This is a genomic window from Nocardia sp. NPDC004722 (assembly GCF_053601505.1).
The window spans coordinates 1-13,637 of sequence record NZ_JBSGBY010000177.1; the positions used below are offsets into that span (position 1 = coordinate 1).

Below are 13,637 nucleotides of genomic sequence, written 5' to 3' on the forward strand. Positions count from 1 at the left end.
GGTGGATAAACAGCAGGGGAACCTATAAATTCAGATATTCCAGTGTGCGACGAAAGCTCCTGAAGATATCCGCGGTCAATAGAATCATTTCGCAGAAGATCTCGTTTTTCATTAAAAAGTCCAGGCGCGGCCGTTGGATACAGTTTAAACCAAGGGTCACTTTCGGCCAATACACCGGATTCATCCCATTCCGGACGAACCCAGGGCGGGTTTCCAACCTGGATGTCGAATCCTCCACAACTGAAGATTTGCGCGAATTGCAGATTCCAATGGAAGAAGCCCTGGCTGTCAGCGATTACCTCTGCAGAACCAAACCACGGAAACCTCTCGCCCAGCTTGAATTCCGAATCCATGCCCATCCATACCGGCAGTTGGTCCTCGTATTCCTCCAGATCCTTCAGGCCCACGAAACTGGTGACCAACGAATCTTCCGGCACATCCGCCCGGCCGAGCACCGCCTCCACGAAGTCGATCCAGTCATCCAGGCTCTGCAACGGAATGATCTCGCGTACCGGGTCGAAGCTCGGTCGGCGTGCCGCCTTGGGCTTGCGGGTACTTGTGACCTGCGTTTGGGCATACCCTGCCAGGTCAAGTTGTTCGTTGCCGAGGCTGAACAACGACTCGGTGACATAAATCTGCTCGAAGCCGGACGATTCCATCGCGATCTCTGGTGCGTTGGGCGGTTCTACCGAAACCAGTGAATCCACAAGAGAATTGGTGGCCTGCTCCCTTGTGTACCGAGCGTCGCTGCCGTTGAGCAGGCCTACCTCATTCAATGACCAGAACCACAGTGCGCACCAAGTGTCCATGACCTTCTTCAGCCGCCAGTACGGTGTGCCCGGCGCGGTGAGGTCCTGATACACCTTCTCCTTGGACACGGCATGTTCCGGATGCGTGAGCCAGTCCGCGCCCCATACTTCGATTTTGCGGCTGATCTCGAGCTCGGAGATGGTGAGTCGCTGGATAACCAGATCCCACAGGTATTCCACGCGACCGGCGAGGGCCTGAAGGCGCTGGAGTTGTGAAGCTCGCCGACCATTGGCCTTCTTGTCGGAGACCCTCTTCTTCATACCCTTGCGCCAGTCGGCCAGCGCTTTCGCCCGTTCCGGTGCCAGGGCCTTCGCCTCTTTGGCCCCCGCGACCGCGCCCCAACCGTCGGCAGGCACCAGGAAGTGGTGAATTTTGCCTGCGGGCAACGGTCCTGCGGAGAAGGGCAGGTCTTCGGGTGCCTGCGTGAGCCATTCGCCCTTGGTCAGTTGCGCGGCGCTATACACCTTGCGTCCCGCACCGATGAGAGAGTTGCCGCGTCGGAGGTGAAGGCCGAACCAGGGAGCCTGCAAGCCGGGATGCATGACGTTGAGCCAGAGGGAGACTTCCGCTAGTTCGACTGCGGTCTCGTTAAGATCGACGCCGTACGAGTTGTGCAGGGCAATATAGGCTTTCGCCTTCTGCAGCTCTTCCTCGTATTTTTCTGGGTCGATGTCGATGCCGAGCTCACGCTGACGCCGCTTCAGATACTCCGCCGCCACCTGATTGATGGCCTCGTTGAGGAATGCTCCGGACCCGAGGGCGGGCTCGCAGATCTTCCAGCCGAGGATCTCCTGCGCCGTGGTGGTCGTGTCGTCCTGATCGAGACGGTATTTCAGCGCGAGTTGCACAGTGACGCTGGTCAGAGATTCCGGGGTGTAGTAGGAGGCGCTCGTCTCACGGTCACGGCCAGCAAGACGGTAGACAAAGTGCCCCTTCGTGTACCGCACCTTCTCACCGGACTTCGTGCCGTCATCATCTACACGTCGGACGAAAACGTCGTCTGGATACTCGTTTTCCTTGGATTTAGGAACCATCCAGGACCCGTCCTTGGGGTCGCCGTTCTTGGCGACCTCGTACAGGTCCTCGGTGGCGATGAATCCTGTGTAGGACATCAGGCCCTCGTACACCGCGCCGAGCTGGTTGATGCCGAGCTGAGCGTAGGAGATGAAGCCGCCGCGTTCCTTGCGTCGGCCCTTGGCGAGCATGAGCTTGCGCAGCACCTGGTAGAGGCAGGCGTTGCGGAGCCGGGTGTCGACGGTGCGGCCTTCGTCGTCATCGATGAGGAGATCGGCGCGGATGAGACTGATTGCGGTGGGCTCGAACAGGTCCGAGCGCATGGGCTCGAAGCGCAGTCCCACCTCCTCGGAGAGTTTGTTGCCCTCGGACAGCTTGCCGTCGTTTGCCAGCTCCACTTCGGCGGCCTTTTTCGCGGCGAGCTCCTCAGCCGTGCGCGGCCGGTGTCCCTCGTTGACCAACTTGAACAACAGATCCAGGGACTCATATAGGTGCAGGTTGTCCTCGTCGCAGAGGTCGCGTACCACCAGATCGCCGAGGCGAGCCAGGCTGTAGCCGCGGCCGTAGTCCTGGTCGTCGGTGGGCAGGATGCCCAGTTCCGGGCGTGCTTCGGCATAGAGCAGGAACAGGATTCGGTACAGGTAGCGCAGGGATTCCCGGCCCAGCTCCTTGGCGAGGGCGGCGGGTTCCATGATGTCCTCAGGGCGTGCGCCCTGGGCGCGGATGCGGTCGAGCACCTCGTTGGCGATCAGCTCGACCGATTCCTTGAGACCGTCGCGGAGTTCCTTGGAGACGCCGACCGCGTGGTTGCGGGAGCTGGTGAGGAGATCGGTGAGCGGTTCGGAGCCGCCTTCGGCGGGCGGGAGCAGCGAGTCCGCGCCGAACAGGGCAGCGATGACCGACAGTTCGTCGATATCGTTGCGACCCAACGCGATATCGAGGCTGACACCGAGGTAGCGGCCTTCTCCCCAGGTGGCGCGGTCGGCTAGGATCACCACGCCACCGGCGAGGATGAGCACATAGCGTGGCGGGTTGTCGCCCGCGAACAGCCATTTGGCGAGTTTCGTGCCGGAGGTGAGTTCCGTGTGGTTGTCCAGCGGGACCGGGGTGAGCAGTCGTCCGGCTTGACTGTCGTCGAGTGCGGCGTCCACGTCGACGGCCCAACCGCATTCAATGGCGATGAGGTGGTCGTCGGCGTAGGCGACGGGGACGGCGTGCTCGCGGCCCGTGCGCTCGATGGTCAGTTCTCGCGGCTGGGCGTCGAAACCCAAGGCGCGCAGCACATCACCGTGCAGCTCGTGCAATTTCTTGTGCTGTTCGGCCGATTCGCGTGCGGTGAGCGGCTCGCCGTCGCGGCGGCGCGCGTCGAGGTCGGCGAAGTAGGGACGATCAGCGAAGTACGGTTTGCCGAGTGCGCGCAGACCCTGCCGTGGAGTCGCCCAGGTGCGTTCGACGGTGGCCTCCGCGGTCGGGTCCGCGGGGGGCTGCTGTTGCTGCCGGTGCTGCTTCTCACGCTCGGTCCAGGCGGCCAGCAGGCCGTCCTTCTTCTTCAGGTCCTTCGGCAGCACTTCGGCAAGATAGTGCGCCGAGAAATAGTCGCCACGATTGACGAGTGAATCGAGCCTCACTGCGCTGCCTCCTGCTGCGGAACGAGGACGGCCAGCACCCGCAGCAAGGGCGCGCCGGAAGTCTGCATGGCGTCGAGCAGCTGCTGTTGGCGGTCGACGGTTTCGTTGACGGCGTCACGTCGGCTCTTGCGGGCCTCGGGGAGTCCGTCGAGGGTGAGTTGCTCCCAGGTCTGGAGCCTGTGACGGTATTCATTGAGCGGTGCAATGACTTTGGCGTCATATTCGCTGCGGCGCGCATTCAGGTGGGCGCGCGCGGCGGCCACGACCTCCGGGATGCGGGCCTGGAGCGGGGCGAGGTCCACGGTTCGCCTGGTATTGGTCATGCCCGGTCCGACCTTGGCGTCGGCGAGGACTTCGGTCATCGGCCGCGGCAGTACGCCGTCGGCGGTCACGGCCATCCACTCCACCACGGTGGGCTGACCCAGCGAGTTGGAGTAGATGCCTTGGATGAGGAACACCGGTTCATCGACGGCGGCCACGATCGCAGGGGCCTTTTGCCGCCCCAACCGGACCAGGACCTTGTCGGTGACCCAGTCGACCAGCGGATGCAGATCCGACAGGTAGGCGATCTCCGGCCACATCATCTTGGTGTCGCGTGCCTCGGTCAGCTTGCGTTGCGCCAGTTTCCGATTGAATGTGACCTTCATGCGCTGGTCCACCCGATGCATGCGCATGTAGTCGGAAGGCAGCGCGGACAACCGGTGCACCAGATCCTTCGGCGGTGTGAACGCCAGCATCTCCCCGTCGTCTTCGAGATCGTTGAGCAGACACAAGGAGTCGATCGACTCCTTGACGAACGCCTCCGTGCTGTCGAACAGGTGCGGCGCGTTGGCACGCGCCGGGTCCCCGTCGAGCTCGTCGGTGCCGATCGAGCCGAGCAGGTCGGCGAGCACGTCATCAAGGGGTTGCACGTCCAGCGACTCGTCAACGGTCTTGCCCGCCAACAGATCCTGAATCAGCCGACGCTCTTCCCGCTCGGCCCGGTATTCACCGGTGACCGCCTCCGCTGTCCCGAGACTGCGGTGTGCCGCTTCCTCTTTCGCGAGCAGCTTCTCCGCCACGGTCCGGTCGTCCTTGGCCCCCTCCAGTTCCGAAGTGAGGATGACGGCGTCGAACTGAGGATGTTCCTTCTGTCCGTAGCGGTCAATGCGACCGTTGCGCTGTTCGATGCGGATCAGGCTCCACGGCACGTCGTAGTGGATCAGATGGTTGCACTGGTGGTGCAGGTTGACGCCTTCGGAGGTGACGTCGGTGGTGACGAGCACTCGAACCGCGCTGTCGGACAAGCCGAATCCCTCGATGATGTCCTGCTGCGCCTGATCGGACATGCCGTTCCCGAGCAGCTTCTCAACCCCGTCCGCGCGAAGCCCCAGGGCGCGTGGCAGCAGGTCGTGCAGCCAGTTGACCGTTTCGACGCTTTCGGAGAAAACCACTACGCGGGTGCGGCTCTTAGGGCCAACGCCGATCTCCTTCAGCCGGGCGACGAGAGCAGCGAGTTTAGCCGAATCGTCGTCGGTCATTCGAGAAGTCAACTGCTGCAACGTCTTCAGCGCGTCGATCTCGCGTTGTTCCTCGGCGGACTGCAACCGGTTGGCCACAGTCTTGGCGAGCGCCTTGTGCGACGACAGGAAGGATTTGAGCAGCGTGTAGGGGAACAGTCGGTTCTTGGTGCCGACCACCGGGCCGCCGAGCCGCTGCTCACCGGCCAGCCAGACCTCGGTCAACTCCGCGAAAATCTTCTCCTCCGCCGGGGTGGCCGCGCAGCGAAGCGGCACCGACGGCCCCCGATCCGGCCACTTCGTGCCTATCTGATTGCGTACCTCGGAGTCGGTCTTGGTGCGCCGAATGTACAGGTGCGCAATGTCTTTCGCCTGATACTTTGACGTGTCGGCGATCGCCGCCGGATCGAGCATGCGGATCAGCTCGGCGAAGGACTCGGTGTTGCCGTTGTGCGGGGTCGCGCTGGCCAGCAGCAGCGCATCGGTCTGGCGCGCCAGCAGCTGGGCCAGCTTGTTGCGCAGGCTGGTTTCACCGATCAGGTTGTGCGACTCGTCGATGACGACCGCGTCCCAGTTCATCTTCTCCAGGTGATGACCGTACTTCCCCTCGTTCTTGAGGGTGTCGATCGAGACGATGACCCGCTTGTAGTAGGTGAAAGGGTTACGGCCGGCCGGGATGTACTTCTGAATGCGTTCGATGCCAACCGAATCCAGCCGGATCAAGGGAATCGCGAACCTGGTCCAGAGCTCACGTTGGAACTGCTCGAGCACCTGCTGCGGCGTGACGACCAGGATGCGTTCGCCACGACCGCGCCGGATCAGCTCCCCCAGAATCAAGCCGATCTCCAGCGTCTTACCCAAGCCGACCACATCTGCCAGCAAGATGCGCGGGCGCAGGGCTTCCAGGGCCTTAACGGCCGGGCGCTGTTGGTAGGCAAGCGGGTCCAGCAGGAACCGGTCGGCAAGCGCCAATCCCTTCTCGGTCTGCGGCAGCGGCGTGCGGCGCAGCACCGCTTCCAGAAACAGCCGGCTCTTCGCGAAGCGCGGTGTCTCGTCCTGCTCGAGTGTGGTGTCCTCGGGCCGTAACAAGCTGATCTCGTCCAGTTCGGTAAAGAAAACCGCTTCCTCGTCGCGGACGAACTCCGAGGCGCCGACCGCGGTGATGCGGTAACTGTCACCGTCGGCATGTCGGATTTTCGCGCAGGTGCGGACGATCCACTCGGCGTCGCGGACTTCGATCCGGGCACCAGGCGGGTAGGCAGTCTCGCTCACTGTGCTCCTTTGAGCTGGTCAGAATCGGGCAGTGGAGGCGTAATTGGTGCGCAGCCGCTCGGCGAGCTGGTAGATCACCGACCCTGGTGGCGCGAACGTGGACAGGTCTTTGCGATGCGGACGCGGCGGCGGAGTCGGTTCCGGCGGATCGGACTCCCGCTCAACGTAAGTCGAAACGGCAAGGTTCCGGATCGCTGCCGGTAATCGGTTGCCGATCAGCTGCGTGAACCATGCGTGCAGTTCGGAGACGGGTGGCCGGGCGGCCGGGTCGAAGGCAAGCATCCGGTGCAGGATTTGCTCGAACGATTCGGGCACACCACTGAAATCGGGCAGCGTTTTCGGATCGGAGATCTTGTATAGGAGCGTGGGGGCAGCTTTGTCCTGAAACGGAAAATGCCTGGTCAGAACGTACATTAGCGTGGCACCCAAGGCATAGATGTCCGCGGCAGCGGTCAGGTGCCGTGGCGTCGTGATCTGCTCGGGCGACATGCACACTGGCGTACCGAGATGGGCTTGACTGCCGGTGAGATCGGTGGGCCCCTCCATGAACGCCGCCAATCCCAGATCGATAACCTTCGGGCCCTCCCGACCCATCAGGATGTTGCCGGGCTTGAAATCCCGGTGCAACAACCCGGCGGCGTGGATGTCGTCGAGCGCCTTCGTCAGCAGCAGGCCAAGAACCGCGGTCTGATCCGCATCGAGCGGACCACGCGTTTCGATCAACTCTTTGAGGCTCAGACCGCGAATGTATTCGATGGCGAGCCAGGGCCTTTCCTCTTCTTCGTCAGAGGCGGTCAGCAGAGTCGCGACATGCGGGCTCTGCACAGACCGAAGGGCGTCAAGTTCGCGTGCGAAGCGGGCGCGTACCTCTTCCCGCCCCAGAAGGTCCTCGCGAATCAGCTTGAGAGCCACCGGATCCCCATCGTCGGTGACGCCGAAGTAGACCCGGCCCATTCCACCGTTGCCGAGCCGACCGCGGACCGCGACATCGCCGATCCGCTTGGGATCGGTGTCTTTCAGTCGCTCCACCGGCTCCTCCCCTCAGAACTGTCGAGCGGGGTTCAGCGCGCCGGTCGTCAGACCGGAGACGACAAGCCCTGCATATGTATCGGCGGATTCGGCAACCTGCCGAGCTATCGCACGTAGTTCGGTCATGTGCCTGAAAGCCATGCCGTACCCCCCTTGTTCGGACAACGGCAGCAACGGTATTCGAACTCGGTTCGTTTCGGTACGGATCGTCGTAGCTCCCCCCGAAGTAGCACCGTTGTCAGCATTGGCCGCGAAACCCGCCAGGAACCATGGATCGATGTGTTTCGGATCCGGACGCAACACGATCACACCAGTACCAGCGATAACGCCGGCGTCGGTTTCGTCGGCCACTCGAATAGGTGCGCCGCCCTGGCGATTGCCGCGAACCACCGGTAGCAGCACATCGCCGACCTCGATCACCACAAGATTCGACGATACGGCCAGCTCACCAACGGTTTCTGAGGCACGCCCACCTGTGACGAGATCGCGACCGGACAGCACTGAGCGTGAGGCATCCACCGCGGCTGCGGCTGTCTGCTCTGCGGGCACCTGAGAAGTGCGCAGAATTTGCAGCATGCCACGTTGAGCCAGATCGGAGATAGTGGCTGTGCGCAACGACTTTTGCTGTGCGACGCACCATTTCCCGGCAGCTGCGACATCCGCCTGTAGGCGGTCCGTTTGCACTGACAGATCCGCGGCAACCTGCCCGATACGTTCGACCAATGCCGCGGGATCGAGAGGAGCACGACTGTATCGCCCTGGAGTCAGATCAACCAGATCATCCAGTAACGCGATAACCGGAACCGATGCCGCGAGGTCCGGAACCGCAGTGAATCCCTCCGGATCAGCGTCGAAGGCTCGCCAGATCGAAAGGGCTTGATCGGTGTAGGTCTCGAAAGGTTCTCGCGCCGCCGAAACATCGACGAACAACACTTTTCCGCGTCCCGCCCCGTCGGCATCGGGACGGCGCAGAATCCACAGTTGGATCGCGATCGTCGTCCACGGCAGGAGCCCGCTCGGTAGAGCTATGACGGCCTGCACCGCGCCCGCCCGGAGCAGAGCCGCCCGGATCCGGCGACCGGATGTCCGAAATGCAACTCCGGGCGGCAGCGCGAACACGGCAGTGCCCCCGGGCTGAAGGTGCGCAAGTCCGTGTTGCACCCACGCCAACTCGGACTCGAGGCGCACCGGCTCGCCGTATTCCCAGCGCGAATCGAACCTCAGCTCGTCCGCACCCCAATCACGTTGTCCGAAAGGCGGAATACACAGCACGGCATCGACCTGAAGATCGGGGAATGCGTCGGCGCGCAGACTGTCTCCTGTGCGGACGTCGGGATCTATCCCTGTTTCCAGCGCTACCGATAGCCGGGCAAGTTCCGTCTGAACCGACGCGGAGTCCTGCCCGTAGAGCTTCAGCGCGCCAAGTCGAGCCGCTTCGATCAGTAGGCCGCCGCGGCCGCATGCCGGATCGAGCACACTGACCGGACAACCATCAGACGGCCGCGCAACGAACTGCGCCATAAATCTGGCCAGTGATTCAGGAGTCCAGTAGACCCCCGACTCCAGCGTTCCTTGGAGGGCCCGCTCAGCCAGCGCCTCGAGCACGGTCCGGGCACCTTCGTGTTCGGCGACATTACGTACTGCAGCCCACAGCTCTGGGGAGAATTGCCCAGGCACACCGGTCACCGCTAATCGGCCCTGCTCGATTACCACAGTCTTCAGCAGTGGCACAACATCGTCCGGACGAACATGCGCCTGGACCAGGGTGCGTAGCTCAGAAACCGGGGATTGCGTTGCACCGTAACCGTGGGCAGCAAGCCACGCTTTGACCTCGTCGAGGTCGAACATCGGTCGTGCCTCGGTGCCGCCAGCTGATGCTGGAAAGTCGGAGTGGCGCCGCCGCCAATTGCTGACCGTCGCACGGGTGACACCGGCGTAACGGGAGATATCCGCCGCTGTGACCAGTGGTGGAGCGTCTGCCATGGCTCTCCTCTCGACGAAGCGATCCTAACCACAAAAGAGCCGAAGTCAAAGTTCGACATTCAGTTTGACAATGTTTTCACGCATGTATAGTGTCCACAACGGAAATCGATCGAACATCGTCAAGTGCTACAACCGGGGAGGGGACTTCGCAATGGCACAGATGAGGGGAGAACTTCGGCAGCGCCGAGGAAATCGACGGGCGCATAGGACCCACAGAGCATTGGGGCTCAGTAACGGATCAGATCTCATGAGGCGGCACACCCGCGTGCCCACTACGCGGTGCGCAATCGGCAAGTAGCGCTTCATGACTCGCAGCGACGCTGAGATCGTGCTGGCCTGCCTGGACCGCACGAATCCGGCGCGCCGGGAGCAGCGGGTGTACTGCTGCCCCACCTGTGACGGTTGGCACCTCACGAGTTGGTCGCTCGAGGACTACAACAGAAGCTCGGCGAAGGTGGGCGAGCCTGAGGTCGCGCGCAATGAGCCGGTCCGCGAGGAGGCCACCGACCATCGACCACTGATCCTCGAGCCGACGCAGGCCCGCCCTTCGACGATTCCGACCCCGCTCGAAGTCGCCATACGAACCGAACCGATCACCAAGGCAGAAGCGGCCCGCCGCCGCCTCACGCAGGCAGCACCTCCGCCTTGCGTCAAGCCCAGGACGACCGGCCTCGGCGCAGCCTTGCGCGCTCGCGTACTGGCAGTAGCACGCTGGGCAGTCCGTCGCGCTCATGGCATTCGCTGATCAGTCCACCCAAAGAACCGATAACACGCTCAGACGACGTATCGAGCTGTGTCTCTGTCAACGAATTACTAGGAATCCCATGAACTTTCAACCTGAACAGCAGCCTTATCACCAGGGCCCCATCCAGCCGACAGGTTCGGTTCCGCCGCAGGGTCCTTACGGCCACCCGGTACCGCCGCAGCCTCCAAAGAAGTCGAATGCCCTCAAAATCATCTTGATTGTTCTGGCCGCGATCGTCGTTGTCTGCGGCGTCGGAGGGGCCCTGAGCGGCAAGGGCGAGAAGACCACACAGCCGACCACTCCGGCAACCGCAGCCAGCGGTACGCCGAACACGTCGAGTGGCGGTGCGCCGGTCAAGCCGCCGGCTCCGGGCTTGAATACTCCGGTTCGGGACGGCAAGTTCGAGTTCGTCGTCACCGAAATCCAGAGTGGCGTCAAGGAACTCGGTGACAACCAGTTCCTCCGCAAGATCGCGCAGGGTGCGTACACGATCGTGTCGATCACGGTGCGCAACACCTCGAACGTGCCGTACGGGTTCTCCCCCGGCAACCAGTACGTCTTCGACACGAAGAACCGCAAGTTCGGCAACGATGCTGCGGCCGCGATCAACTTGCAGGCCGACACCAGCCTGTACGCCGACATCAACCCCGGCAACAGCATTACCGCGCAGGTCGTCTTTGATCTGCCCGCCGACTCCGAGCCCGATCACATCGTCCTGCACGACTCGATGTTCTCCGGCGGCACCACGGTGTCGTTGCGGTAGTCGGACTCTGCCTTGGCGCCGGGGATCGCCGCCGCCAGGCCCCACAACCGCACTCGAGCCTCTATTCCGTAGTACTGAAACACCTTTGGAGTTGATATGACCATCGCCATCGATCCCCGTTTCCTGTCCAAGCCCCAGGACTCGAGCACCTACCTCGCCCTCAAGACCGTTCAGGGCGGCCGCTCGGTCTACTCGACCCGCGTGCCCCTCCTCGACCTCCCCACAGTCCTCCCGGTCCCCGACCCGAACAACGTCGACAAGGACAACCGCAAGGTGGATCGCCTGCACGCCAAGCACTTCGGCGAGTATCTCGACGCCAAGCAGGATTGGGTCGCACCCGCCCTGCTGGCGCGCGATGGCGGCGGTTGCATCTTTGAACCTGCGGATGACGCGGGGCGGGTCGGCTATCTGACCGTGCCTTGGGCGATCGGAGGCATCGCCACGCTGCGCACCATCGACGGCCAGCACCGTGTGCTCGGGGTGTCGATCGAGAAGCAGCGGATCACCGACGCCATCTCCGCGATCGATCGGGAGCTGGCACGCAAGGTCAGCGTGGAGAAGGCCGCGAAACTTCAGGCCGATCGCGACAAGCTGGTGACGCAGATGAATCGGCTCAAGCAGGAGTATGTCGGCCTCGACATCTACGTCGAACCGGATCCGATCAAGGCGCAGCAGATGTTCGTCGACGTCGCCGACAACGCGAAGGGCATCAGCAGCGCGGTGCGGGCTCGCTTCGACAACTACAAGGTCGCCAATCGGACCCTCTCCGATGTCATCGACCATCCGCTGTTGAAGGGTCGCGTCGATGCCGAGCAGGACCGGATGACGTTGAAGAATCCGAACCTGTTGGGCGCCAAGCACGTTGCCGACGTCACTCGGGCGGTCATCGCCGGGGCCGGCGGCCGGATCAGTAAGAAGGCCGAGCAGACGCTGACCGACGGCGAAGTCATCGAGCAGGTCAAGGACTTCCTCGACGTCATCTCCACCGCGTTCACCGACCTCGCGGCCATCACTGAGGAGGACACCGACGCGGCGCGCAAGGCCGACGAACTGACCATGTCACAGCGGGTTCGCCGCACCTCGCTGCTCGGCTCGGTCGGCATGCTGCGGGTGCTCGGCGGTGTGTTCCGTGAACTCCGCGCCGGTGACAACCCCGCGGAACTCGACGACATCACCGAGTTCTTCAAGCGGCTCGACCCGCACATGGCGGCCCCGGTCGCCGAGACCAGCATCTGGCGCACCAGCGACGCCCATACGGACTTCGAGCCCAACGCGGCGGCGCCGATCATGCGTACCCAGAACATCGTCCACCTGGTGGGCGTGATCGCCCGCTGGTACAGCAAGGCGCCGATCGGGCTGTAACCCGCAGGGCAGCAACGGAATTCGAGACGGTGCTGCCGATCCACCCCTCACCACCAAAGGAAGACGGCATTGCCGAATCGAAGGAGATGAACCATGGCCGCTAGCGTTCGTAAGGTCTCGATCTACCGTCTGAAACACGTGCAGCCCAACACCAACGCAATCTTCGACGCGATGGCGACGGGCAAATTGCTCGACGAAGGCTTCGATGTCAACGAGTTCCGTATCGGCGACGCAGCGGCCGTCCTGTTCACAAAACAGTTGCCGGAGAAGCCCACCGGATGGTGCGAGAGCCTGTCGACGCTGACCGGCCGTCACATCGAACTCAGCTGCACCGATGCGGCTGCCGTTCTCGTCATCGCGGTTGACACCACCGTCTTCGCGATCGGGTACGGCACAGGCTACCTGTATCTCCCCCACGATCTGAAGGTCAACAACTTCGGGCTGCAGATCGCGCTGCGAGTGGTCGATCCGCACAAGGTGCGTGAGGTGAGTCGGAGAAGTATGGCCGCTGTCGGCCGACAGGACGATACCTACACGGCGAGCGGTATTCCGATCAGCGGCATCGGAATTCGGGAGTGGACCGATCTGGTTAAGCGTCTCGGAGGCGTCATCGATGCCGCCGAGCTCGGGCTCGATCACCGCCAGCAGGTCTCGATCCGGGGTGGTTCTACCCTGACGGTATCAATGCCCGTCGACCCGGATCGCTTCGTTCATGTCCTGCGTCGGATCGCGGAGATCGGACGGCGCGATGTTCCCAGCGACTTCGAGCTCCTCGAAGCCGTCCAGCCGGTAACCGATGACGAGGTTCTGACGGAACTCGAAGCACGGCTCGGAGACTGCCTTCGGGAGAAATCGGATGCGGTGATCGAGTTCACGATTCCGAACGATCTCGCCGACCTTCGGCACGAGGTCACCGGGTACATCCTCGAGATCGGCGATGCCGTGCAGATCGTCGACGAGCTGGATCAGGATGTTGTACGAGCGCTGTGCGACCGGACCGACAATCCCGCCGCAGCACTGCGCAACGGCACCATCGGATTGATTCTCGGACAGCGGCCGGACGACAGCGGCCCGGATAGAGCGGCTGACCAGTGGCTCGAGCTCTCCATCTCGATCGGCTCCAGGGTCTACTGCCTGTCGGAAGGTGAATGGCTCGAATGTGGGACGGCCTTCCTGCAGTCGATCAACCACCACATCCGCGAACTCATGCCCGAGTCACCGTCGATCGCGTTGCCCGTCTGGCATGTCGGAGAAGACGAGACGCCCTACAACCAGCGCGTTCAGAAGGAGCTCGGACCTCAGGCATTCCTTTGCCTCGACAGGCAGCTCATCAAGACGACCGTGCACAACGGAAATGGATTCGAATCCTGCGACGGCTTCACCAAAGCAAAGGAACTCGTACATATCAAGGCCGCGGATCGCGCCGCGCCGCTGAGCGCCTGCGACCACATCCGGGGCGGCCCCTAGCGTCCGGAACCCACTCGGGCGCGGCAGAACTCGGCATGTTGGCGGCGTCCGTCGCGCCGGGCAAT

7 protein-coding genes and 1 pseudogene are annotated in these 13,637 nt (G+C 62.8%); 4 read left to right on the forward strand and 4 right to left on the reverse strand.

Features of this window, described 5'->3' with window-relative positions; genetic code table 11:
- The 4 genes and pseudogenes from ACWELQ_RS18985 to ACWELQ_RS19000 all read right to left on the reverse strand — a co-directional run.
- Nucleotides 1-3,452 (reverse strand): annotated as a pseudogene (locus ACWELQ_RS18985) (hypothetical protein); the annotation flags it as partial.
- Entirely contained in the window at nt 3,449-6,223 is a 2,775-nt protein-coding gene (locus ACWELQ_RS18990) for a helicase-related protein (RefSeq protein ID WP_452398358.1), read from the reverse strand. The pseudogene ACWELQ_RS18985 and the gene ACWELQ_RS18990, both read right to left, overlap by 4 nt.
- Nucleotides 6,224-6,241: 18 nt before the next feature.
- Complete coding sequence (locus ACWELQ_RS18995; protein ID WP_452398359.1) at nt 6,242-7,252, reverse strand: serine/threonine-protein kinase; 1,011 nt, start codon at nt 7,250-7,252, stop codon at nt 6,242-6,244.
- 12 nt (nt 7,253-7,264) lie between these two features.
- Nucleotides 7,265-9,235, reverse strand: a complete 1,971-nt coding sequence (locus tag ACWELQ_RS19000; RefSeq protein ID WP_452398360.1) for an N-6 DNA methylase — start codon at nt 9,233-9,235, stop codon at nt 7,265-7,267.
- A gap of 304 nt (nt 9,236-9,539) precedes the next feature.
- On the opposite strand from ACWELQ_RS19000, the gene ACWELQ_RS19005 reads away from it, so the two are divergent.
- From ACWELQ_RS19005 to ACWELQ_RS19020, 4 genes are all read left to right on the forward strand, one after another.
- Nucleotides 9,540-9,980, forward strand: coding sequence for a hypothetical protein (locus ACWELQ_RS19005; protein WP_452398361.1), 441 nt, complete (start codon nt 9,540-9,542; stop codon nt 9,978-9,980).
- Nucleotides 9,981-10,059: 79 nt separating this feature from the next.
- Complete coding sequence (locus ACWELQ_RS19010) at nt 10,060-10,743, forward strand: DUF4352 domain-containing protein (protein WP_452398362.1); 684 nt, start codon at nt 10,060-10,062, stop codon at nt 10,741-10,743.
- Between the two features lie 96 nt (nt 10,744-10,839).
- The gene (locus tag ACWELQ_RS19015) at nt 10,840-12,105 is read left to right on the forward strand and encodes a DNA sulfur modification protein DndB (protein WP_452398363.1); all 1,266 of its coding nucleotides are present in this window, start codon (nt 10,840-10,842) and stop codon (nt 12,103-12,105) included.
- Between the two features lie 93 nt (nt 12,106-12,198).
- Nucleotides 12,199-13,572, forward strand: a complete 1,374-nt coding sequence (locus ACWELQ_RS19020) for a DUF6119 family protein (RefSeq protein ID WP_452398364.1) — start codon at nt 12,199-12,201, stop codon at nt 13,570-13,572.
- The last annotated feature ends 65 nt before the right edge of the window (nt 13,573-13,637 follow it).